Annotated in this window: 23 protein-coding genes; 8 read left to right on the plus strand and 15 right to left on the minus strand. The window is 72.5% G+C overall.

The annotated features are described in order from the left end of the window. Positions 1–24: 24 nt before the first annotated feature. The 4 genes from AB0F11_RS03665 to AB0F11_RS03680 all read right to left on the minus strand — a co-directional run bounded on the left by AB0F11_RS03665 (position 25) and on the right by AB0F11_RS03680 (position 5,608). The gene (locus AB0F11_RS03665; protein WP_362167953.1) at positions 25–837 is read right to left on the minus strand and encodes an enoyl-CoA hydratase-related protein; all 813 of its coding nucleotides are present in this window, start codon (positions 835–837) and stop codon (positions 25–27) included. Positions 838–1,219: 382 nt separating this feature from the next. After that, on the minus strand, positions 1,220–3,463 hold the full coding sequence (locus AB0F11_RS03670) for an acetate--CoA ligase family protein (RefSeq protein ID WP_362167955.1): 2,244 nt from the start codon (positions 3,461–3,463) through the stop codon (positions 1,220–1,222). Positions 3,464–3,758: 295 nt separating this feature from the next. Then, positions 3,759–4,145, minus strand: a complete 387-nt coding sequence (locus AB0F11_RS03675) for an Imm7 family immunity protein (protein WP_362167956.1) — start codon at positions 4,143–4,145, stop codon at positions 3,759–3,761. Positions 4,146–4,240: 95 nt separating this feature from the next. Beyond that, positions 4,241–5,608, minus strand: a complete 1,368-nt coding sequence (locus tag AB0F11_RS03680; protein WP_362167958.1) for an NAD(P)-binding domain-containing protein — start codon at positions 5,606–5,608, stop codon at positions 4,241–4,243. A gap of 174 nt (positions 5,609–5,782) precedes the next feature. On the opposite strand from AB0F11_RS03680, the gene AB0F11_RS03685 reads away from it, so the two are divergent. Next, positions 5,783–6,235: a DoxX family membrane protein gene (locus AB0F11_RS03685; RefSeq protein WP_362167960.1), complete on the plus strand. Its 453-nt coding sequence runs from the start codon at positions 5,783–5,785 to the stop codon at positions 6,233–6,235. A 23-nt stretch (positions 6,236–6,258) separates the two neighbouring features. After that, the gene (locus AB0F11_RS03690) at positions 6,259–6,693 is read left to right on the plus strand and encodes a Zn-ribbon domain-containing OB-fold protein (RefSeq protein WP_362168196.1); all 435 of its coding nucleotides are present in this window, start codon (positions 6,259–6,261) and stop codon (positions 6,691–6,693) included. Positions 6,694–6,804: 111 nt separating this feature from the next. Here the strand turns inward: AB0F11_RS03690 and AB0F11_RS03695 are convergent, their stop codons facing one another. The 4 genes from AB0F11_RS03695 to AB0F11_RS03710 form a co-directional block, all read right to left on the minus strand. Next, positions 6,805–7,671: an oxidoreductase gene (locus tag AB0F11_RS03695; protein WP_362167962.1), complete on the minus strand. Its 867-nt coding sequence runs from the start codon at positions 7,669–7,671 to the stop codon at positions 6,805–6,807. A gap of 187 nt (positions 7,672–7,858) precedes the next feature. Beyond that, entirely contained in the window at positions 7,859–8,590 is a 732-nt protein-coding gene (locus tag AB0F11_RS03700) for a pyridoxal 5'-phosphate synthase (RefSeq protein ID WP_362167965.1), read from the minus strand. Between the two features lie 402 nt (positions 8,591–8,992). Beyond that, positions 8,993–9,532: a hypothetical protein gene (locus AB0F11_RS03705; protein ID WP_362167968.1), complete on the minus strand. Its 540-nt coding sequence runs from the start codon at positions 9,530–9,532 to the stop codon at positions 8,993–8,995. A 46-nt stretch (positions 9,533–9,578) separates the two neighbouring features. Then, complete coding sequence (locus AB0F11_RS03710) at positions 9,579–10,775, minus strand: acetyl-CoA acetyltransferase (RefSeq protein WP_362167969.1); 1,197 nt, start codon at positions 10,773–10,775, stop codon at positions 9,579–9,581. A gap of 112 nt (positions 10,776–10,887) precedes the next feature. Between AB0F11_RS03710 and AB0F11_RS03715 the strand changes: the two genes are divergently transcribed. Continuing rightward, complete coding sequence (locus AB0F11_RS03715) at positions 10,888–12,054, plus strand: acyl-CoA dehydrogenase family protein (protein WP_362167971.1); 1,167 nt, start codon at positions 10,888–10,890, stop codon at positions 12,052–12,054. Then, a complete protein-coding gene (locus tag AB0F11_RS03720) occupies positions 12,051–12,515 on the plus strand; it encodes a nitroreductase family deazaflavin-dependent oxidoreductase (RefSeq protein WP_362167974.1) in 465 nt (154 codons plus the stop codon). The genes AB0F11_RS03715 and AB0F11_RS03720 overlap by 4 nt, the downstream gene beginning before the upstream one ends. A 39-nt stretch (positions 12,516–12,554) precedes the next feature. On the opposite strand, the gene AB0F11_RS03725 is transcribed toward AB0F11_RS03720, so the two are convergent. Further along, the gene (locus AB0F11_RS03725; protein ID WP_362167977.1) at positions 12,555–13,202 is read right to left on the minus strand and encodes a TetR family transcriptional regulator; all 648 of its coding nucleotides are present in this window, start codon (positions 13,200–13,202) and stop codon (positions 12,555–12,557) included. Positions 13,203–13,448: 246 nt separating this feature from the next. Here AB0F11_RS03725 and AB0F11_RS03730 point away from each other — a divergent pair, with 246 nt between their 5' ends. The 3 genes from AB0F11_RS03730 (at position 13,449) to AB0F11_RS03740 (ending at position 17,455) form a co-directional block, all read left to right on the plus strand. Beyond that, the gene (locus tag AB0F11_RS03730) at positions 13,449–14,249 is read left to right on the plus strand and encodes a VOC family protein (protein WP_362167981.1); all 801 of its coding nucleotides are present in this window, start codon (positions 13,449–13,451) and stop codon (positions 14,247–14,249) included. A 180-nt stretch (positions 14,250–14,429) separates the two neighbouring features. Continuing rightward, positions 14,430–16,880: a PQQ-binding-like beta-propeller repeat protein gene (locus AB0F11_RS03735; protein ID WP_362167983.1), complete on the plus strand. Its 2,451-nt coding sequence runs from the start codon at positions 14,430–14,432 to the stop codon at positions 16,878–16,880. Positions 16,881–16,957: 77 nt separating this feature from the next. Next, the gene (locus tag AB0F11_RS03740) at positions 16,958–17,455 is read left to right on the plus strand and encodes a peptidylprolyl isomerase (RefSeq protein WP_362167985.1); all 498 of its coding nucleotides are present in this window, start codon (positions 16,958–16,960) and stop codon (positions 17,453–17,455) included. A 76-nt stretch (positions 17,456–17,531) separates the two neighbouring features. On the opposite strand, the gene AB0F11_RS03745 is transcribed toward AB0F11_RS03740, so the two are convergent. The 5 genes from AB0F11_RS03745 to AB0F11_RS03765 are packed head-to-tail and all read right to left on the minus strand — an operon-like array spanning position 17,532 to position 20,805. Further along, complete coding sequence (locus AB0F11_RS03745) at positions 17,532–18,047, minus strand: hypothetical protein (protein ID WP_362167987.1); 516 nt, start codon at positions 18,045–18,047, stop codon at positions 17,532–17,534. Further along, positions 18,044–18,556 carry a hypothetical protein gene (locus tag AB0F11_RS03750; RefSeq protein ID WP_362167989.1) on the minus strand — a complete coding sequence of 171 codons (513 nt, stop codon included), beginning with the start codon at positions 18,554–18,556 and terminating at the stop codon, positions 18,044–18,046. Before AB0F11_RS03750 ends, AB0F11_RS03745 begins: the two co-directional genes overlap by 4 nt. 2 nt (positions 18,557–18,558) lie before the next feature. Next, positions 18,559–19,056, minus strand: a complete 498-nt coding sequence (locus AB0F11_RS03755; RefSeq protein ID WP_362167991.1) for a hypothetical protein — start codon at positions 19,054–19,056, stop codon at positions 18,559–18,561. A gap of 38 nt (positions 19,057–19,094) precedes the next feature. After that, positions 19,095–20,435: a hypothetical protein gene (locus AB0F11_RS03760; protein ID WP_362167994.1), complete on the minus strand. Its 1,341-nt coding sequence runs from the start codon at positions 20,433–20,435 to the stop codon at positions 19,095–19,097. 13 nt (positions 20,436–20,448) lie between these two features. Next, positions 20,449–20,805, minus strand: coding sequence for a hypothetical protein (locus AB0F11_RS03765; protein ID WP_362168198.1), 357 nt, complete (start codon positions 20,803–20,805; stop codon positions 20,449–20,451). Between the two features lie 267 nt (positions 20,806–21,072). Between AB0F11_RS03765 and AB0F11_RS03770 the strand changes: the two genes are divergently transcribed. Then, the gene (locus tag AB0F11_RS03770) at positions 21,073–21,522 is read left to right on the plus strand and encodes a hypothetical protein (RefSeq protein WP_362167996.1); all 450 of its coding nucleotides are present in this window, start codon (positions 21,073–21,075) and stop codon (positions 21,520–21,522) included. Positions 21,523–21,540: 18 nt separating this feature from the next. Here AB0F11_RS03770 and AB0F11_RS03775 read toward each other — a convergent pair whose 3' ends face one another. Then, on the minus strand, positions 21,541–22,005 hold the full coding sequence (locus AB0F11_RS03775) for a hypothetical protein (protein ID WP_362167998.1): 465 nt from the start codon (positions 22,003–22,005) through the stop codon (positions 21,541–21,543). Positions 22,006–22,090 lie beyond the last annotated feature (85 nt).

Raw genomic sequence — 22,090 nt, forward strand, 5'->3', positions numbered from 1 at the left:
GCGGCTTGGGGATGGGCTTCGGCTTCAGCGGCCGTGGTACTTCGGGGTGCGGCGTTCCACGAAGCTCGCCACGCCCTCGGCCGCGTCGGCCGTGGCCATGTTGATCTCCTGCGCGGTGGCCTCGGCGGCCAGGGCGGCTGCCCGGTCACCGTCCAGCGAGGCGTTGACCAGCTGCTTGGCCAGGGCGATGGCCCGGGTCGGGCCCTGCGCGAGCCGCTCGACCCACTCCCGGGCGCGGGCCTCCAACTCCGAGTCCGGGACGACGCGGTTGACCAGGCCGAGCCGCTCGGCCTCGGCCGCCGGGACGGCGTCGCCGAAGAACATCAGCTCCTTCGCCCGCTGCGGCCCGACCAGTCGCGGGAGCAGGTACGCGCCGCCGCCGTCGGGGACCAGACCGCGGCGGACGAACACCTCGATGAAGCGCGCCGACTCGGCCGCCAGGACCAGGTCGCAGGCGAGGGCGAGGTGCGCGCCGATGCCGGCGGCGGTGCCGTTGACCGCGGCGACGACCGGCTTCTCGCAGTCGAGGACGGCCGTGATCAGGCGCTGGGCGCCCAGCCGGATCATGCGGGCCACGTCGCCGGCGATGCGTTCGCTGCCGGTGGCGGGGGCGCCGCGGAGGTCGGCGCCGGCGCAGAAGCCCTTGCCGGTCGCGGTGATGACGACGGCCCGGACGGCGGGGTCGGCGGAGGCCTCGGCCAGCAGCGCGATGACCCGCTCGCGCTGGTCCCAGGTCACGGCGTTCATGGCCTCGGGGCGGTTGAGGGTGATCCACGAGACGCCGTTGTCGATGCGGTGGAGTACCAGTGAGTCGAGGGCTTGGGGGGAGTCCGTCATTGGGGTGCTGCTCCCGTTTGGTGTGGGTGTGGGTGTGGGTGTGGGGGCGCGGTCGCAGGGGCGGGTGAGGGGGCGGGGCTGCCGCTGCGCGGAGCCGGTCCCCTCCCCGCCCCTTCCCGAAACCGGGCTCCGCCCGGACCCCTCACAGATCGGGGGCTCCGCCCCCGGACCCCCAGCGCCTCAAACGCCGGCGGGGCTGATTTCAGCCCGCGCGGCGTTTGAGCGCACCGGGCGCGGAGCGCCCGGAACGGGGTCCGGGGCGGAGCCCCGGTTTCGGGAAGGGGCGGGGAGGGGACCGGCTCCGCGCAGCGGGACCCGCGCCGCGGTCCGCACCCGGCCGGGGGCCGAGACCCGGCCGGGGTACGGGTCCGGCCGCGCAGCGTCACCGGCAGATGGCCAGGGCGTCCAGGGCCACCGCGCCCTGCCCGCGCGGGAGGACCATCAGCGGGTTGATGTCCAGCTCGGACAGGACGCCGCCGAGCTCCAGCGCCATCCGCTGCACCCGCAGGACCACCTCGACCAGCGCGTCGACATCGGCCGGGGGCGCTCCCCGGACCCCGTCCAGCAGGGCCCGGCCGCGCAGTTCGGCAAGCATCGCCCGGGCCTGGTCCTCGCCGAACGGCGGAACCCGTACCGCCGCGTCGTGCAGCACCTCCACCAGGACCCCGCCCAGCCCGACCGTCACGGTCGGGCCGAACAGCTCGTCCTGCGTGACGCCGACGACCATCTCGACGCCCCGCTCCACCATCTGGCAGACCAGGATCCCGTCCAGCGGCACGTTCTCGTAGCGGGCGATGTCCGTCAGCTCCCGGTAGGCGTCGCGGATCTGGCTCGCCGAGGTCAGGCCGATCTTCACCAGGCCCAGTTCCGTCTTGTGCGCGAGCTGCGGGCCCGAGGCCTTCATCACCACCGGGTAGCCGACCAGGCCGGCCGCGCGGACCGCCGCCGCCGCGCTCGTCACCAGCTGCTCCCGCGGCACCCGGATCCCGTAGGCCCGCAGCAGCTGCTTCGCCGCGTGCTCGCTGAGCTGCTGGCCCGGGCGCATCAGCGCCTGCGCCTTGCGGTACGAGGGGGACGGGGTCCGCGGGGCGTCGGCGAAGGGGGAGCGGTAGCCGGCGGTGAAGCGTTGGTGGTGGAGGTAGGCGCGCACGGCGGTGATGCAGTTGCCGAAGGTGCGGAAGGTCGCCACCCGGGAGGAGCCGAGCAGGGTGGTGCGGTAGGCCTCCTCGGTCCCGACGGGGGAGCCCCAGATCACGCAGATCAGCTTGTCGGTCTGCTCGGCCGCGTCCACGAGGTCCTGGGCGAGCCGGTCGCTCATGGGCGGGAAGGGCCCGGTGATCGGGCAGATCAGCACGCCGACGGACGGGTCGGCGAGGATCGCGTCGATGATCTTCCGGCCGCGCCAGTCGCCGACCGGGTGACCGCCGTTGTCGACGGGGTTGGCGACGTTCAGGTACTCCGGTATCCACTGGTGCAGCTCGTCCTGCTTGGCCCGGGAGAGCGTGGGCAGGTGGAGCCCGGCCTCGGTGGCGAGGTCGGAGAAGTGGGCGCCGGTACCGCCGGAGATCGAGTAGACGACGACCCCGTCGGCCTGCGGCCTGCGGGCCCGGGCGAGGAGGGCCGCGGTGTCCTGGAGCTCGTCGAGGCCGTCGACGCGGATGACGCCGAACTGGCGCATCGCGGCGTCCACGACGGTGTCCGCGCCGGTGAGCTTGCCGGTGTGGGAGGCGGCGGTGCGGGCGCCGGCCTCGGTCCGGCCGACCTTGACCGCGACCACCGGGACGCCGTTGCGGGCGGCCCGGTCGGCAGCGAGGAGGAAGGACCGGCCGTCCTTGAGGCCCTCGACGTAGCAGGCGATCGCGCCGACCTCGGGCTGCTCGGCGAAGTAGGAGATGAAGTCGGAGGTCTCGAGGTCGGCCTCGTTGCCCGTGGGAGCCCAGTGGGAGAGCCGGACGCCGAGCTCCTGGAGGGTGTAGACGGGCCGGCCCTGGTGGCCGGACTGGGTGATCAGCGCGATGGCCGGGCCGTCGAGGTCGTCCCGGAACTCGGAGAAGGCGTTGAGGTTGGTGTTCGGGCCGAGGAGGCGAAGGCCCGATCGCCGGACCGCCGAGGCGAGCCGCGCCTGGGCGGCGGCGCCGTCGGCGCCGGTCTCGGCGAAGCCGGAGGCGAAGGCCACGGCGTACTTCACCTTGGCCTCGGCGAGCTCGTCGATGAGGGGGAGCGGGTCCGCCACGAGCAGGACCGCGAGGTCCACCTGCCCGTGCTGCGCGGCCAGCGCGGCCACGGAGGCGTGGCACGGCAGCCCGAAGACGGTGGGGCGGGTGGGGTGCACGGGGTGGACGCGGGCCCCTACGCGCTCTGCCCAGGTGATGAGCTGGCGGGTGATCCCGGTATTGGGCCTGCCTTCGGTATCGGAGGCGCCGATGACGGCCACGGACTCCGGCCGGAAGAAGCGGTCCAGGTCCGGTACGTCGGCGTGCAGCGGCCGTCCGCTGACGTCCAGGGCGACCGCGTCGTCCGGGGAGGGCGCGGCCGTGGAGTGGACGGCCGTCCTGGGGGTCTCTCCGCAGGCCTCGACGCGTGCGCGGAAGTCGGTGGTGAGGGTGCCGTGAGTAGATCCAAGCATCGCTTCGCCCGCTCCTGCTCGATGAACTTCAAGCCAATTACTGACGTGTAGTCAGATTCAGATTACTGAACTGACGCGGCGTCAGGAACAGTGCTGCGCGGGAAAGGTGGTGGAGGGCGGTGGAGGGCGGTGGAGGGTGGTGGAGGGTGGTGGAGGGTGGTGGAGGTGATGTGTGGAACGGTGGCAGACGGGGTGGGGTGGGTCCAGGGGGGATTTCGGTCGGGTGGCGCCGCCCGGGAGGTGGGGAGGGCGCCTGGGGCGGCGCGCCTGGGGGAGGGTGCCTGGGGGAGGGTGCCTAGGGGTCTTCCAGTGTCGGGATGCATGGAGACAGCAGCGCCTCGGTGTGCTGAGTGACCGTGCCGCGGGCGAGCCTGAGTACGCGTAGCTCGTTCTCGTGGCCCGGGTCCTCGTCATCGCGTATGTGGAGGAGTCCGTAGGAACCGGGAGCCACCGCTGCCACATGCTCGAACAGGCCGACGACATCGGGCGACGAGCGGTGATTGGAATGGCCTCCCAGGTGGATGAACGGCTCGCCGTTCATCCACCGGAGGTCGAGGAGGTAAGGGCTGGCCAGCTGGGCGATGCGCAGCCGAAGCCCATCGACGATCTGTCGCAGTCGGACCTCGTCGTCGTCGGCAGCTGCCGTCTCCCGGACCGTGATCCAGCCGTGGTATTCGAACACGCCGCGATCCTAGTGAGGTTGGGTCGGGACGGGTCGGGTTGTCTGTCGCGTTCAGTCGTGCACGACTGCGGCCAGGTCTGCCGGCCGGACTGTTCCTAGGCGAGCGGGTCGACCGGGGGGAGGTCCGTGTACGGGAGGGACTCGTCGCGGTCGCGCTGGGTGCGGGAGCCGAGGCGGCGGGACAGTGCCCGGGCGATCTTCTCCGCGTCCAGGGCCATCTCGCGGAACATGCCGCTGATGGGGTTGGTGAAGCCGGTGAAGTACAGGCCGGGGGCTTGGGGCAGTGCGCGGGCGCCGTGCGTGCGGGGGCGGCCGCGCTCGTCGAGGACGCCGTCCAGGTGTCCGACCAGGCCTTCCAGGGCGCGCCGGTAGCCGGTGGCCGCTATCACCGCGTCCGGGGTGATGCGCGAGCCGTCCGCGAGGATCACCTCGTCGCCGTCGAAGCCGGCGACGGCGGCGACCGGCTCGACCCTGCCCGAGCGGACCGCGTCGATGAGGCCGACGTCCTGGACGGGGATCGCCCCCTCCTTGACCCTGCTGTACAGGCCGGTGGTGGGGCGGGGGAGCCCGTACGCCGCCAGGTCCGGGACCGACGCCTTCGCGGAGAGCGCGCCCAACCGGTCCACGAGCCGCACGGGCAGCCGCCGCACCAGGATCCCGGTGCGCTGGGCCGGCCAGCCGAGGGTGGAGCGGCGCACGACGTGGGGGGTGGTGCGGATGGCCAGGCGGATGCGGGGGGTGGTGGGGGTGCCGTCCGGGCTGCCGTCCGTGGAGATGGGGGTGGGGGTGGTGCTGCTCGCCAGGTCCGCGGCTATTTCGGCGCCGGTGTTGCCTGCGCCGACGACCAGGACGTCCTTGCCCTTGAAGGGGGTGGGGTTGCGGTAGTCGCGGGCGTGGAGGAGTTGGCCGCTGTACGTGTCGAGGCCGGGCCAGTCGGGCACTGCCGGGGTGTGGTTGAAGCCCGTGGCGACCACCACGGCCTGGGCAGCGAGGACGCGGCCTCCGGTGGCGTGGAGGAGCCAGCCGGGGTCGGGGGAGTGGTGCTTCTTGGTCCGCTTCTTCGTCTGCTGCTGCTGCTTCTTCTTCGGCTTGGTGGTGGGTGCGGGGTCGGTTTCGGACCCGGTCTCGGCGGGGGGTTCGGGGGCCCGCTCGATGCAGGTCACCTCCACGCCCGTGACGATCTCCAGTTCGTGGAACTCGGCGTACTTCTCCAGGTAGCGCACCACGTTGTCGCGGGAGACCCAGCGGCCGAAGCGGCGCGGGATGGGCAGCCCGGGGAGGGCCGAGAGGCGGCGGGTGGTGTGCAGGTGGAGGCGGTCGTAGTGGCTGCGCCAGGAGGCTCCGACGGTGTCGGACTTCTCCACGACCACCGCCCTTACTCCGCGGGCGCGCAGTGCGGCGGCCGCGGCCAGGCCGCCGGGCCCGGCGCCGATCACGTAGACGGGGCGGGGCTGGGTGGTCATGTCTGGGGCTGTGGGGACTCCGGGCATGAAGAGTGAGCGTATCGACACACAGCGTTGATGGGTCTCGGACAAGGAGGGAATCGATTGCGGATCGGTCACGGGGGTCTTGCGGGATGGCCGCGCGTCCGCTCAACTGACGTACCGTCAGATTGAGTGGCAGGGCAGGAGGGGTCAATGCAGACCATCTGGCTCAGTGGGGCCGAGTGGCTCGCCGTGCTGCGGATAGGCCTCGGCCTGTGGTGGCTGGAGAGCTGGCGGCACAAGGACAAGAAGGGCTGGTTCGAGCGCGGCACCGGTATCGCCTGGGCCGCCGACATCGCGGGCAAGCACCGCTGGCCGGTGGTCAAGCGGGGCTTCGAGTCCGTGGTCCAGCCGCGGCCGCGGATGGTGGCGTACGTCGTCGTCTACGCGGAGCTCGCGTTGGGGTTGGGGCTGGTGCTGGGCTTCCTGACGCCGATCGCGCTGGTGGGCGGGCTGCTGCTGAACCTGCTCTACCTGGTGCTGATGATCCACGACTGGGCCGAGCAGGGGCAGAACGCGATGATGATGCTCGTCGCGTTTGTCTGCTTCGTGGGGGTGGGCTGGCAGGTCTGGTCGCTTGATGCGTTGTGGGGGGTGTTCCTTTGAGTGGGCAGGGTGCGCGGGCTGGGCTGGGTGCGCAGGGTGGGCTGAATGTTCGGTTTGATCTGCCGGACGTGGATGAGTTCAGCCGGGCCTACTGGGATGCGGCCGCCGAGGGGCGGCTGCTGGTGCGGCGGTGCGGGGCGTGCGGGCGGGCGCACCACTACCCGCGGGAGTTCTGCCCGTTCTGCTGGGCCGGGGAGGAGCAGGTCGTCTGGGAGCAGGCCAGTGGCCGTGCTGTGCTCTACACGTGGTCGGTGATCCACCGCAACGACCTGCCGCCCTTCGGGGCGAGGGTTCCGTACACGGCGGCCGTGGTCGACCTGGCCGAGGGGCCGCGGATGATGACCGAGGTCGTGGACTGCGAGGCGGGCGGTCTGCGCGTCGGCATGCCGCTGGAGGTGGCGTTCCGGGAGGCTGCGGAGGGGGTCTGGGTGGCGGTCTTTCGGCCCGGGGTCTTCTAGGTTTCGGGTCCGTGCCTCTGGTTTCGTGCCTCTGGTTTCGTGCCTGTGGCTCCGCTTCTGCGGCCCCGAACCGGCCCCGCCGCCGGTCCGGGGTGTCGTGCCCGTTGGGTGTCAGGCCTCGAAGGTGGTGGCGCGGCCGACCGCCTCCCAGGCGTCCAGCTCGGCGCTGGATGCGGTTGCGTGCGCGCGGATGGCGTCCACGGCGTCGTGGCCCAGGGCCAGGCGCAGCGGGGTCTGCTCGGCGTCCAGGGCGGCCAGGATCGCTGCGGCGGCCTTGACGGGGTCGCCGGGCTGGGCGCCGTCGGAGTCCGGCAGGCCCGTGCGGACCGCGCCGACGGTGTCCTCGTACGCGGGCAGGGCCGTGGCGGTGCTCTGCAGGGCGCCGGGCCCGGCGAACCCGGTGCGGAAGGCGCCCGGTTCGACGATCAGGCAGGTGATGCCGTGCGGGGCGACCTCGCCGGCCAGGGCCTCGGTCAGGCCCTCCAGGGCGAACTTCGTCGCCGAGTACGCGCCCACGCCGGGGAACGACAGCCGCCCGCCCATGCTGCTCATCTGCACCACGGCCCCGGACTTCTGCGCCCGCATGTGCGGCAGTACGGCCCGGATGAGGGCGGCCGGGCCGAAGAAGTGCAGGTCCATCAGGTCGCGCAGTTCGGCGTCCGAGGTCTCCTCGACCGCGCCGACCAGGCCCCGGCCCGCGTTGTTGACCAGGACGTCGATCCGGCCGAAGCGTTCGACGACCTCGGCCACCACCGTGGCTGCCGAGGCCGTGTCCGCCACGTCCAGGGCCACGGGTACCAGCCGCCCGGGGTGCGCGGCGGCGTGCTCCGCGAGGGCGTCGGGCCGGCGTACGGCGGCGACGACGGTGTCGCCGGCCGCCAGTGCTGCGTCGGCGAGGGTGCGGCCGAAGCCGGACGAGGCGCCGGTGATCAGCCAGATCCGGCCGCCGGGCGTCATCGGCTTGTCCTGCACGGGCATGGAGACCTCCGGGTGAGTGGGTGAGTGGGTGAGTGGGTGAGTGGGTGAGTGCGTGAGTGGGTGAGTGAGTGGGTGGGTGAGTTGTGGCGCCTGCGGGGCATCCTTGATCAGTGGGTTGGTGTGTGTCCAGCTTCAAACTGGTTGCGGGCGTGGGTCGTTGGCGTTTTCTGCTCTCTGCGAGGGCCGCCTACGGCCAGAGCAGCTCGCGGGTCCAGGTGGTTGTGGTGTTCGGGGTGCGGGTGTAGCGCAGGCGGATGTGGCGGCGGGCGGCGTCGCCCTGGAAGAACTCCACCTCGGCGGGGTCCAGTACGTACCGGGTCCAAGTCGGGGCCGGCGCGTCCGGCTCTGCGCCGGCCCGCTCCCATGCGGCCGCCGAGGCCTCGGCCAGTTCCTGGGGCGAGTTCAGTACCTCGCTCTGCCGGCCGGTGAGCGCCGCTGCGAGGGCGCCCCGTGAGCGGACCGCCAGGTCCGCCCGGCTCTCCTTCGGGCCGCAGGCGGTGACCCGGCCGCGGATGCGGACCTGGCGGGCCACGGCCGGCCAGTAGAAGACGAGTGCGGCATCCGGGTGCGCGGCGAGCTGGCGGCCCTTGGAGCTGGTGGCGTGCGAGGCGAAGTGCCAGCCGCGGGCGTCGGCGTCGTGCAGCATCAGGATGCGGACGTCGGGGCGCCCGTCGGAGTCCACGGTGGCCAGGCTCATCGTGTGCGGCTCGACCTGCCCGGCCGCGGCGGCGTGCGTGAACCACTCCCGGAACAGGGGGAGCGGGGCGGAGGGGGCGGCGTCGGGGTCGAAGGCGGGGAGCTGGGTGTCCCACACCTTCAGGGAGTGGAGGGTCGCGTGGAAGGAGTCGGGGGAGTGGGGTGAGTCGGGGGAGGGGGATGAGTCGGGAGAGGGGGATGAGGTGTCGCTGTCACCGGCCATGGCGTCAGGCTAGGCGGTGGGGTGGGGGCTCCCGCTGTGGCCCGGCCGGAGCGGGAGGTGCGGGGGTTTCCCGTCAGTCCCAGTGTCTCTCCGGTTCGGGCCGGTGCCTCAAGGGCACTCCTCCTTCGTCGTCGCGTCGCTTCGCGATGGCCTTCGGCCACCCTTGACCCACCGGCCCGCCCCGGAAAGACAAGGACTGCCGGGAAGCCCCCGAAGGAACGGGACGGGGGCATGCTCCACAGGCGCCGGCATCAGGGAGCCGACGGGTGGGCTGCGGGCGCCTTCGATCGCTACGTGGTCGTCGTGTGGGTGGCGGCTGCGGGTTGGCGGCTTGCGGCTTGCGGCTTGCGGCTGCCGGTTGGCGGCTGCCGGTTGGTGTTGGGCTCGTTGTGGTCCGGGGGGTCATACTTCGTTGTTCTTGACCTCCAATGCCTCTCTCGCCAGTCCTATGAACGTGACGTACGCCTGTCGGAAATCCATGTACGCCGCGTCGTACGTGCGTCTCTGCTCGGGCCCGTTGTCGCCGATGAGCGCCTTGAGCCGGGGCTGCACGCGGCGCGCCAACTGCCGTACCTGCTCGGCTGCGTCGGAGACCTTGACGGGGCCGTCGAGGCGGACCTCGTTGGTCGCCTTGTTCATGTTGCCGAGGGCCGGAGCGAGGCGCTCGTACATCTGCGTCAGGACGGCGTCCCTGCTCTCGGGGGTGGGCGCTGCGTCAGCGTCGTCGATCTGCCACACCACCTCGTTGAACGCGTGCGCGCAGCTCATCATCTCCCGATAGGCGGATCGACGCCGGTCGCGCTGCTCGCGGAGGGCCTGGGCCAGGGTGGTGGTCCGGGCTTGTGCCAGCGCCGCCCGTGAGGTCGCCCTCGCGGTGATGTAGCTGGCTCCGAGCGCGGTCAGTGCAGTGAGGATGCCGACCCACAGTCCGCTGTTCGTCATGATCCGTGAGTCTGGCAGCCGGGGAGCGGTTGTTCGAAGGGGACGATCAGTCGCGGGCCAGGATGAGGGTGCCCGAGGAGCAGAACCAGCCGCCCGTGCCGGAGGCTATGGCCGTGCGGGGGAGGGTGCCGTCGGGCTTGGTGACCTGGCCTGCGCCGCGTTCGCCGCGGAGTTGGCGGACCGCTTCCACCAGGAGGAAGAGGCCGCGCATGCCGGGGTGGCAGGCGGAGAGGCCGCCGCCGTCGGTGTTGACCGGGAGGTCTCCGGTGGAGAGGAGGCGGCCCTTGTCCGCGAAGGGGCCGCCCTCGCCCTTGGCGCAGAAGCCGAGGTCCTCGAGGGTGACCAGGGTCATGTACGTGAAGGCGTCGTAGAGCTCGGCTATGTCGATGTCGGCAGGGGTCAGGGCGGCGCGGGCGAAGGCCTGGCGGGATGACGTCGCTGCCGGGGAGATCGTGAAGTCCTCCCATTCCGACATGGTGGTGTGGGAAGCCGATGTGCCCGAGCCCAGGATCCAGACGGGGGTCTTGGCGGTGTCGGGGACGTAGTCGGCGGCGGCGAGGAGGACCGCGCAGCCGCCGTCGGAGCGGATGCAGCAGTGCAGCTTCGTGAAGGGGTCGGCGATCATCTCGGAGGAGAGGACGTCGTCGACGGTGAGCGGGTCGCGGAACATGGCGTCGGGGTTGGTGGCGGCGTTCGCGCGGGCCTGGACCGCGATGGCGGCGAGCTGGTCGAGCGTGGTGCCGTACTGGTGCATGTGGCGGCGGGCGGCCATGGCGTACTTGGCGATCAGCGTGTGGCCGTACGGGACCTCGTACTGGAGGGGGCCGCGGGCGCCGAAGGAGAGGTTCGAGGTGCGGCGGCGGGCCTTGATGTCGGCGCGCGCCGTGGAGCCGTAGACCAGCAGGACGGCGTTGGCGTGGCCGGCCGCGATCGCGTCGGCCGCGTGGGCCGCCATGACCTCCCAGGTGGAGCCGCCGACGGAGGTGGAGTCGACCCAGGTGGGGCGCAGGCCCAGGTATTCGGCGACCTCGATCGGGGCGAGGGTGCCGAGGCCCGCGGAGGCGAAGCCGTCGATGACGCTGCGGTCCAGGCCGGAGTCGGCGAGGGCGCGGCGGGCCGCCTGGGCGTGCAGGGCGTACGGGGTGGGGCCGTCGACGCGGCCGCAGTCCGAGAGGGCGACGCCGACCACCGCGACGCGGCGGCGGGGGGCGGTGGGGACGGGCTGGCTCAGGGGTCCGGGCATGGGCGAACGGTATAGCTGATGGGGTGTCAGATTCTAGGGCGCGGGGCGTCTGGGCATCTCCGGGTGGTGGTCCTAATATGACGGGCCGTCAGGTTCGGGAGGAGCCGCCACGATGGATGCCGCCTTTACTGAGGAGCAGGACGGGATGCGCCGCGCACTGCGCGAGATCCTGGGCAAGCGCTGTGGGCCGGATGAAGTGAAGGCCGCCGTGCGGACCGGGGCCGGGTACGACCGGGAGCTGTGGGGGGTGCTGTCGCGGCAGCTCGGGCTGCCCGGCATCGCCATTGCCGCGGAGTACGGGGGCGTGGGGTGCGGGATGGGCGACCTGGCGCTGGTGTGCGAGGAGGCGGGGCGGGCGCTGCTGCCCTCGCCGCTGTTCGCCACCGCCGGGCTGGTCGCACCGCTGGTCGGTGGGCTGGGGAGTGGGCGGCAGCGGTCCGAGGTGCTGCCGCGGATCGCTGCGGGCGGGCTGACGGCCGCCCTGGCCGTGCCGGGGGCCGTTCTGGGGGCCGCGCTGGGGCTGACCGGGGACAACGGCGGGGAGTGGGCCGGGGGCGGGCGGGCCGGCGGGGTGCAGGCGCGGCCGGTCGACGGCGGGCGCTGGCGGCTGTACGGGGAGGTGGCGCAGGTACTCGACGGGCACAGCGCCTCGCTGCTGGTCGTGGCCGCGCACGCCGGGGGGTTCGCCCGGAGCCGGATCCTGCTGTTCCTCGTACGGGGGGATGCGCGGGGTGTGGTGCGGGCGAGGCGGGTGGGGGTCGATGAGACCCGGCCGCAGGGTGTGGTGCAACTGCGGGATGTGGAGGGTGAGTTGCTGGGGGACGGGGAGGGTGTTCTTCCCCTGTTGGGGCGGGTGGGGCAGGGGGCTGCGGCCATGCTGGCCGCGGAGGCCGTGGGGGCGGCCGGGGCCGTGCTCGACCGGACGGTGGAGTACGTCGGGGCGCGGGAGCAGTTCGGGCGGGCCGTGGGGTCGTTCCAGGCCCTCAAGCACCGGCTCGCCGATCTGTACGTACAGGTGCAGGCGGCCCGGTCGGCGGCGTACTACGCCGCATGGGACCCCGAGCAGGGCGCCCTGGCGCTGGCGCAGGCCCTGGAGGCGCTGCGGCTGACCTCGGGGGAGGCGATCCAGCTGCACGGGGGCATCGGCTTCACCTGGGAGCACGAGGCCCATCTGTACTTCAAGCGGGCGGCCGGCGACGAGCTGCTCTTCGGGCCGGTGCACCGGCTGCGGGGGCGGGCCGCGCAGGTCGCGGGGCTCTTCCGGGAGGCGGTCCGATGATCGGCGTGCGGTTCATGCAGCGGGTCTCCTCGACACCGCTGTTCGCCAAGATCGCTCCCCACGTGGTGCCCGCCCTGGACAAGGCCGTCCACCGGATCACGCGGGGCAAGGTCATCCTGAGCGCGCAGATGCTGCCCGGGGTGATCCTGACCGCCAAGGGCGCCAAGAGCGGGCAGCCCCGGCGTACGCCGCTCGCGTGCATGCCGGACGGGGACGGGTGGGTGTTGATCGGGTCCAACTTCGGGCGGCCCGGACACCCGGCGTGGACCGCCAACCTGATCGCGAACCCGGACGCGTCGGTCAGCTGGAAGGGGCGGGAGGTGGCGGTGCGGGCGCGGCTGCTGGCGGGCGGGGAGCGGGCGGCCGTGTGGCGGGCCGTGCTGAGGTTCTGGCCGCCGTACGCGACGTACCAGGCGCGCATCGAGCGCGAGATCAGGCTGTTCCGCCTGGAGCGCCGCTGACGAAGGGCCGGGGGACGGCGGACCCGGAGGGGTCCGCCGCTACCGGGTCGGCTTCTTGCCGGTGATGCCCAGGTGCACCAGCAGCGCCAGGTTCGGCTTGAGCTCGGCCTGCTTGACGCCCCAGGTCTGGAAGCCCTTCTGGTGCGAGGCGACCGCGGCCAGCATCGCCACCAGCGAGCCCGCCATCGCCGCCGGGCTGAGGTCCTTGTCGACCTTGCCCTTCGCCTGGAGCTCCTTCATCGACTCCGTAAGGGAGTTGGTGACCGAGTTCAGGATCTTCATGCGGATCTTGTAGAAGCGCTTGTCGCCCTCGGCCGCGCCGAGGTCGACCACGCGCAGGATCGCGTCGTTGCGGCGCCAGAAGTCCAGGAAGCCCTCGACGAGCTCCTCGGCGGCCGCCCAGCCGGCCTTGCCGACCCAGCTGCGGCCCTCGACCAGCGAGGTCAACTGCGCGCCCTCGGTGGCCATTTGCTCGGCGATCTCCAGGACGGCGCCCTCGACGTCCGGGAAGTACTGGTAGAAGGTCGCGGGGGAGGTGCCGGCCTTGCGGGCGACGTCGATGACCTTGACGTCGCGGTACGGCGAGGAGCTGAGCATCTCGCCGAGGCAGTCGAGCAGCTTCTGCCGCGTCGCCTGACCGCGCCGGCCGGCAACGCGGCCGTCGACGGTGCGTACTTGTCCTGTCATGCCGTCAGCTTACCGAGGGGTGATCTGCGCGCGATTCGGCCGCCTGCAAATGGGGTTACCTGCCGTCCGAGCTGGGCGGAAGCCCGCGCGGGCGGCCGTTTCCGGCCGGAATCAGACCGGTCACCCCACGTGAGGGGACCCGCCCGGTTCAGTTGGTTATCCCCCGATTAGTCTTGTCAACAGGCTGTGGACAAGCCCTCGGGCGGATCATGGCCGCAGGGGGATCGGAGCGGAAGGAAACGGGCAATGGCCGCATTCGCGGAAGGCACACCCTGCTGGGTGGACGCCTCGCTTCCCGACGTCGAGGCCGGCAAGCGCTTCTACGGCGAGCTCTTCGGGTGGACCTTCGGCGACAGCGCGGGCGCCGAGTACGGCCACTACACCCAGGCCTACAGCAACGGCCGCAACGTCGCCGCCCTCGCCCCCAAACCCGACGGCCGCATGCCCACCGTCTGGGGGATCTACCTCCACACCTCCGACGCCTACGCCTGCGCCGCCCGCATCCGCGCCTCCGGCGGCCAGCTGGTCATGGACCCCCAGCCGGTCGGCCCCTACGGCACCGCCGCCCTCGCCGCCGACCCGGGCGGGGCCGTCTTCGGCCTGTGGCAGCCCGGCACCCACCACGGCTTCGAGGCCCACGGCGAGCCGTTCACGTACTGCTGGGCCGAGGTCTACACCCGCGCCCGCGACGCCGTCGACGTCTTCTACGCCAACGTCTTCGGCTACGTCCCCGAGGACCAGGACGACGACGGCAGCGGCGTCGAGTACCGGCTCTGGTCGCCGCCCGGCAGCGCGCCCGGCGCCGAGACGGCCGTCCTGGGGCGCAGCCTGATCACCGACGCCTTCCCGGAGGTCATGCCCGCGCACTTCCTCGCCTACTTCGCCGTCCCCGACTGCGACCGCTCCGTGGAGACCGTCAAGCGGCTCGGGGGCCGCGTCACCGCCGACCCCTTCGACACGCCCTACGGGCGGATCGCCGTCGTCGCCGACAACCAGGGCGCCGTTTTCGCCCTGCTCTCGGAGGCCGCCGAACACGGCGCAGGCTGAGCTCGCCACGCCCCGGCCCGACTGTGACGACACGCCCCGGCCGCGGGCCTGACAGAATCGGGGTTGCGCGACTTCGGGCGGTGCCCGGAATGAGACGCTGCACGGGGACGACCGCCGTGCCGGCACGCGTGCAGGTGGAAACGGGCCAGGCAGAGGCCCGTACGGGGAGGTGTGAGGCGAGTGGTGGAGCAGCTGACGCAGCACGACCCGAGACGGATCGGCCCCTTCGAGGTGCTGGGACGGCTCGGCGCCGGCGGCATGGGGCTGGTCTATCTCGCACGGTCGGCGTCCGGACGCCGCGTGGCGATCAAAACGGTCCGGACCGAGCTCGCCGAGGACCAGCTGTTCCGGGTGCGCTTCACCCGTGAGGTGGAGGCGGCCCGCGCCGTCTCCGGCTTCTACACCGCGGCCGTCGTCGACGCCGACCCGCGCGCCGCCGTGCCGTGGCTGGCGACCGCGTACGTGCCCGCGCCCTCCCTGGAGGAGATCGTCAACGAGTGCGGGCCGATGCCCGCCCAGGCCGTGCGCTGGCTCGCCGCCGGCATCGCCGAGGCCCTGCAGTCCATCCACGGGGCGGGCCTGGTCCACCGCGACCTGAAGCCGTCCAACGTGCTGGTGGTCGAGGACGGCCCCCGCGTGATCGACTTCGGTATCGCCAGCGGCGTGTCCAACACCCGCCTGACCATGACGAACGTCGCCGTCGGCACCCCCGCCTACATGTCGCCCGAGCAGGCCAAGGACTCCCGCAGCGTCAAGGGCGCCAGCGACGTGTTCTCCCTCGGCTCGACGCTGGTCTTCGCCGCGACCGGACACCCGCCGTACCACGGGGCCAACCCGGTCGAGACGGTGTTCATGCTGCTGCGCGAGGAACCCAACCTCGAGGGGCTGCCCGACGAGCTGCGCCCGCTCATCGAGTCCTGCATGCAGATGGACGCCACCCAGCGGCCCACCCCCGCCGACCTGCAGGCGCAGCTCGCCCCGCACCTCTTCGACGGCGGCGACGACAGCGGCACCGCCTCCGCGTGGCTGCCCGGCCGGGCCATGGCGATGATCGAGGCCCGGCGTGCGGGCGGCCAGCGCACCAATGCCGTCCCCGCCCCCGGACGCGGCGGCGCAGGCGCCTCCCGTCCCGCCTCCGACGGCGGCCCGACCCAGCGCCGCGAGCCCCGAGGCGCCGCCGACCCGTGGACCGACCCGCGCACCGGCCAGCCCCTCCCGCAGCGTCCGCAGCACCCGCCGCGGCCCGCGACGCCCGCACCGTCAGGCGAGCCCGTCCGCCTCGGCGGCTCCCCCGTCCCGATCGGGCCCGGGCCGCGCGCGACCGCCGCCGCCCCCGCCGCGCACGCCGGGGCCGTCGACTCCGCGACCGGCTGGGTCCGCCCGCCCGGCGGCGGCGCGGCACCCCCCTCCGGGCACCTGCCCGCCCCGGCGTCCGCCTCCGGGGCCTCCGCGGCCGGAGCGGCGGCCGCCGTGCCCGCGCCCGGCCAGGCCCCCGACAGCGGCCGCTGGCGCCCCTGGCGGTTCCGCATGTCCAACGAGGTCTGGGGCACCCCGACCGTCGCCGGCGACCTGCTCTACGTCACCTCCTTCGAGGTGCACGCCCTGGACGTCGCCACCGGCCGCCGCCAGTTCAAGACCCGCGACGTCGCCTGGTCCATGGCCGTCGCCGAGGGCCGCATCCACGCCTCCGACGGACCCTCCCTCTACGCCCTGGACGCCTCCGACGGCGCCGAGCGCTGGCGGCTGTCCACCGACGCCTGGGTGTACGCCCTGCGCGCCGAACGCGGCACCGTCATCACCGCCACCCGCGGCGGCGGCGTACAGGGCTGGGAGGCCTCCAACGGGCAGAAGCTGTGGGAGCTGACCGGAGCCCAGAGCGACTTCGAGACCCCCGAGGCCGCGCCCGTCCTGCATGACGGCACCGTGTACGTCTGGCAGGACGCCCGGCTGCGCGCCCTCGACGCCCGCAGCGGCCTGGAGTCCTGGTCCTACCCGATCGGCGACGCCGCCTCCTGCGGCAACGTCCCCGTACGCGTCACCCCCGGCCCGGACGGCAACGTCTACGTCGCCGCCGGCACCCGCGTCCTGTCCGTCGACCGCGCCTCCGGCCGGGTCCGCTGGCACTTCGAGTCCCCGGCCGTCTTCCTGGCCCCGCCGGCCTTCGCGCCCGGCCCGGCCGTCACCGGCGGCGGCGTCTACCTCGCCGACTACCTCGGCACCGTCTACGCCCTGGACGCGGTCACCGGCAAGGACCGCTGGCGCATCGCCACCGAGCCGCGGCCGTCCGCCGACCCGGTGCTGGTCGCCGGCGGCAACGTCCACCTCGGCGCCGGCAGCGCCCTGTACACGCTCGACGCGGTCACCGGCACCCCGAAGTGGCGGTTCGCCGCGGGCGGCGAGATCACCGGCCCGCCGGCCGTCGCCGACGGGCGCGTCCACTTCGGCTCGGCCGACCACTGCCTGTACACGCTGGACGCGGCCGGCGGGCAGCTGCGCTGGAAGCTGGCCACGGGCGGCGAGATCGCCGGCGCGCCGGTGGCCGAGGGCGGTGTGGTCTACGCCTGCAGCAAGGACCGCTGCGTGTACGCGCTCGACGCGGCGAAGGGGACGGGCACCCGTACGTCCGGCTGAGCCGCGGGCCGCGGCGGGCGGCGGGGTTTCGGCCCCGCCGAGTGGCGCACGGTACCGGGAGTGACAGGATGTACCCCATGAGCAACGTCTACTTCGACATCAACATCGACGGCCAGCCCGCCGGCCGCATCGTCTTCCGCCTCTTCGACGACGTGGTCCCGAAGACCACGAAGAACTTCCGCGAGCTGGCCACCGGCCAGCACGGCTACGGCTACGCGGGCTCGCCGTTCCACCGCGTCATCCCGCAGTTCATGCTGCAGGGCGGCGACTTCACCAACCAGAACGGCACCGGCGGCAAGAGCATCTACGGCGAGAAGTTCGCGGACGAGAACTTCCAGCTCAAGCACGACCGCCCGTACCTGCTGTCGATGGCGAACGCCGGCCGCAACACCAACGGCTCGCAGTTCTTCATCACCACCGTCGTCACCCCGTGGCTGGACGGCAAGCACGTCGTCTTCGGCGAGGTCGTCGAGGGCACGGACATCGTCGACCAGATCGAGAAGCTGGGCTCCCCGTCGGGCGCCACCCGCGCCAAGATCGAGGTCGCGGCCTCGGGCGTCGTCGAGCAGGCCTGACCCTTCGGCATTCCGCCGACCCGCGCACGGCCGGACGGCCCCTCCCCTTGGGGACGGGGCCGTCCGGCCGTGCCCGTCAGAGCCGGAGCGCCCCGCGCCAGGTCCACCCGGCGCCGACCACGGTCTTTCGTAGCGGGTCCTTCATGTCCCGGGTGTCCAGGCGGAACGATTCGACCCACTTGCGGCGGCCGTCAGGCCCGCGTTCGAGCGTCCGGCGCGTCTGCACCGTGCGGATCGGCCCGCGGCCGCCCTCGCGCTGCACGATCCGGCCCGGCGGCGGCCCGGCGCGCGTCACGGCCCACTGCTCGTCCACGGCCCGGACCTCGCGCTCCTCGGGGAGCAGCCGGATCCAGACCTTGAAGGTCCGCTCCACCTGCCGGCGGTTGATGCCGGAGCCCCAGGCGGGCTCCAGGACCCGCCACTCGGCCAGCAGGTGGGCTTTCCCGCCGCCGGCCTCGCGCACGCCGAAGGGCACGCCCGTCCCGTTCAGCGCGAGCAGTGCGTGCCGGAGCTCCTGCGTGGGGAGCGGCACGGCGCCCGCATCGGCGTGGTGGGTGCCCATGTACCGGTCCCACAGTCGGCGGCGGGTCACAGCTTGAGGAGGACGCCGCGCCAGGTCCAGCCCGCGCCGAGGACCGCTTCGCGCAGCGGGTCCTTCAAGTCCGAGGTGTCGAAGCTGAAGTCCTCGGTCAGGCCGCGGCGGCCGTCGGGCCCCTTCTCGATGGTCCACCGCTTGGAGACCGTGCTCACCTGCCCGCGGCTCGCCTCGGCCGACACCACGATCCGGGGGGTGTCGCCGATCCAGCTGACCTCCAGCTGCTCGTCGAGCGCCCGCACTTCGCGCTTGTCGGCGACCAGGCGCAGCCTGATCTTCAGGGTGCGGTCGAGGCGGGAGGTGAGGAAGAAGTTCCGCCAGGCGGGTTCCAGGACCCGCCACTCGGCCACCAGGTCGGCCTTCTCCGCGGGGCGGGCGTTGCGTACGACGTACGGCTTGTCCGCGCCGCCGACCGCGAGCAGCGCCTCCCGGACCTCGGCGGCGGGCCGCGGGGCGACACCGCCGTCCGGGTGCCGGGTGCCGGTGAGCTTGTCGAACAGCCCCATCGTCAGGCCCCCGTCCCTGTGTCCGGGCGTACGGTGCGCAGGAAGGCCTGGAAGTCCGGCAGGACGCTGTCGTGCTGGGCGGCGGTGGCCGTCAGGACGGTGCGGATCATGGCGCGCTTGTGCGGGTCCACGGCGTCCACGATGGTCATGTAGACCTGCGTCTGGGCGAGGTCGCGGGCGGCGCCGGCGACGACGGCCGACAGGGCGAGGCGCTGGGTGAGGCCCGGCGCCTCGGGGGAGCCGATCTCGCGGCGGCCGACGAGGGCCACGGAGCCCGTGGCCTCGCGCACGCGCTCCACCGACGCGTCGGCCAGCTCCTCCAGCGTCACCTCGTCAGGCAGGAAGTCGCCGTCGATGGTGATGTTGGCGGTGAAGCCGGCGTCCGGCTGCGGGTGCAGCGCGATGAAGGCCACGTCGTGGGCGCCGACCTCCTCCGGAGGGGCCGCCTGCCAGCCCTCCGGCAGGCTGAATTCGATCGGCACGGGCAGTGTCGCGGGCATTTCGGGGCCCCCTTCCTCGGATTCCTGGGAAACGTACATCAGTCGAACCAGCCGCCGACCGTGTCCTTGACCCCGCCGGCGAAGTCGCCGACCGCGTCGGCCGCATCGTCGAAGGCCTCGCCGACCTTGTGGGGGTCGACCGTGAACTCCGCGCCGACGGATCCGCCGACGCCGACGGCGGCACCCACCTTGCCGCCGATGTGCCACTTGCCGTCCTCGCCCTTGCCGAAGGTGGCCTTGGCCTCGACGCCCGCACCGGCCCAGCCCTCGGCCGTACCGCCGGCGCCGATGCCGGCGAGCTCGCCGCCGCCGGCCGCGGTGGCCTTGGCGCCGGCGAATGCCTTGGCGCTGGCGTTGAGGCCGTCCTTGCCCGCGCCGACGCCGACCGAGGCCTCGCCGCCGGCGAAGCCCTCGACGCGGCCGTTGACGCCGACGTGCCCGTACTCGGCCTTGCCGCCCGTCAGCGTACGGACGCCCGCGGACACCTCGGCCTTGCCGTTGACGCCTGCGTTGGTGAGGCCCCAGCTCGCGCTGGTGCGGGCGCCCACGGTGAAGTCGTCGATGCCGGAGAGCTTGACCCCGCCCATGGTGGTCGAGCCCTCCGCCTTCGCGTGGAAGAGGTCGGCGTAGGCCTTGATCTGGCCTTCCTTGCCGTTCTTGACGCCGCTGATGGTGAGGCCGACATCGGGCCCGGTCACCGTGACGCCGTTGTCCTTCTCCTTGACGCCCGCTGAGGCGGCCTGGATGGCCTTCGCGTCCTTCACGGCGTCGTCAAGCTTGCCCTTGGCGCCGGCGTTGAACCCGTTGAACGTGGCGTCCGCGCCCTTGCCGAAGGCGTCCTTGTTGCTGTCGATGACCTCGGCGCTCAGCGCGAGCTTGACGTTCTGGTCGAGCTCGTCGACCGCCTTGACGCGGTCGTCGATGTGCTTCTGCCACTTGGCGACGGCTTCGCCGATCGTCTTCTGGCCGTCGGGGTCGTGGTGGTAGGCGCTGCGTTCGGAGGGGGTGAGCTTGGACCAGTCGAAGGCGACGCGGCCCTGCTCGGAGACCGACATGCCGGCGGCTATCGCGTCGTCGCGGGCGCTTTCGAGCTTCTTCTTCAGGTCGGCGAACTGGGTGTGCGCATCGCGCAGCAGGCTCGCGATCGCCTTGGCCTGGGTCTGCGCGGCGGCGTACTCGTAGCGCGTCGCCTTGAACCCGGCCTCGGCGGTGCCGGCGCTGACGCCGGTCCAGGTGTTGCCCATGGTGATCTTCTGGACGGTGTCGCCGTAGCGGGTCTCGACCTTGTTCAGCTCGGCGGCCATCGAGTCCCACTTGCCGGCCGCCGTCGTCAGCAGACCGAGGTCCGTGGTCATGACCTCGTGGTAGTTCAGTGCCACAGCTCAGCTCCCCCTACAGGCCGTTCAGCTTGGACTTGGAGCCCGGGAAGGAGCCGCCGATGCCGTAGTCGTTCTGCACGAACAGGCCCGAGGCCCCGCGCAGCGCGCCCTTCTCCGAGGACAGCCGGCCCATCAGCACCTTGACCTGCTTGTCCCAGGTCTCCGCGACCGTCTTCAGGCCGGCGGCCGTCTCCCAGCCGTCGAAGCCCTTCTGGGCGGTGCTGGTGGCGTCGTCCGCGTGCTCGGCGGCCTTCTTGGTGTTCGGCTCGAGCTCGGTCTCGATGGTGTTGGCGGCCGCCTTCTTCTCGGCGGGCGTGGAGGCGAAGTCCGCCTGCCCGCCACCGGAACCACCGGAACCGCCCGGGTCCATCGGCACATGATTGAGCCGCATCTCCACGTGGCGGTCCTGGCCGGATTCAACTGACATGTTGCGTCTCCCCCGTCGGCAGACCCTGATCCTATGCATGACAACCATGCCACTCCGCCGGGCGGCGTCGGCATCGTGTGCGAATGCAGTGAAGGACGGGAGGAGGGTGGTGCGCGGTTGCACGACTGGCGCGAAGAATCCGCTGTGGTGGTCTTGTCCGAGCCATTTGGTAGCGTGTCCCGCCGTTGTCCCGGGGGAAGGAATTGCGCCATGGTGGCCGGACGTCGTATCAGATTCAGTGCAGCACTCGCGGTTGTGGTGCTCTCGCTCACCGGCTTCTCGTCCGGTCACGGCAAGCACAGCAGTGGTGGCCACGGCTGCTCGTCCAGCAAGAGCCATGGCAGCAGCAACAGCAGCGACAGCACGAGCACCAGCGGCAGCAGCAGCAAGAACAAGAAGAGCGACGCCCCCGCCCACGCCACGGTCGTCTCCTGCGCCGCGCCCGGCCGCACGAAGGCCGTCCTCCAGGTGACCTCCGACCTCGACAGCCAGCGGACCGTGAGCGTGCCGCTCACCTTCGAGGGCAACGCGGGCGTGGTCGACCGGACTTCCGTCACCGTCACGCTCAAGCCGCGCGAAACCCAGACGGTCACCGTCCCGATGGTCAACGCGGGCAAGGTCGGCGACGTCCAGCGCTGCCAGGTCGGCAAGATCACCTGAGGCGGAGCCGCATCGCGGTCATAGCTTGAACAGGGCGCCGCGCCAGGTCCATCCCCTGCCGAGGACCACCTTCTGCAGGGGATTCCTCATGTCCCGGGTGTCGAAGCGGAAGGCCTCGACCTTGTGTCGACGGCCGTCCGCACCCTGCTTGAACTCCCACTGCCGGTAGACCCTGTCCGCCGGCCCACGGCCGTACTGCCGACCCGAGCCCTCGGGGGTCGGGCCCCACCGCTCTTCGAGGACACGCACCTCGTTTGCCAAAGGGTCGAGGCGCATCCGGGTCTTGAGGACCACGTCGAGTGCAGGGAACTCGCACTCGGCCACCAGGTCGGCACCTTCCTTCGGGGTGCCGTCGCGCACGACGAACCGCTTGGAGGGGCCGTTGACCGCGAGTAGTGCTGCCCGGACCTCCGCAGCGGGCGCTGGTGCGACCCCGCTGCGCGGGTACGCGGTACCAGTCAACTTGTCCCGGAGCCGTCCCATCACCGCGTGTCTCCCCCCGCTGGCCGGCATCGATCTTATGGGGGGACATCACGCGTCCGCGTCACGCTGAAGCCGCGCGGGGCCG

This window comes from Streptomyces sp. NPDC032472, assembly GCF_040636955.1.
Lineage (GTDB): Bacteria > Actinomycetota > Actinomycetes > Streptomycetales > Streptomycetaceae > Streptomyces.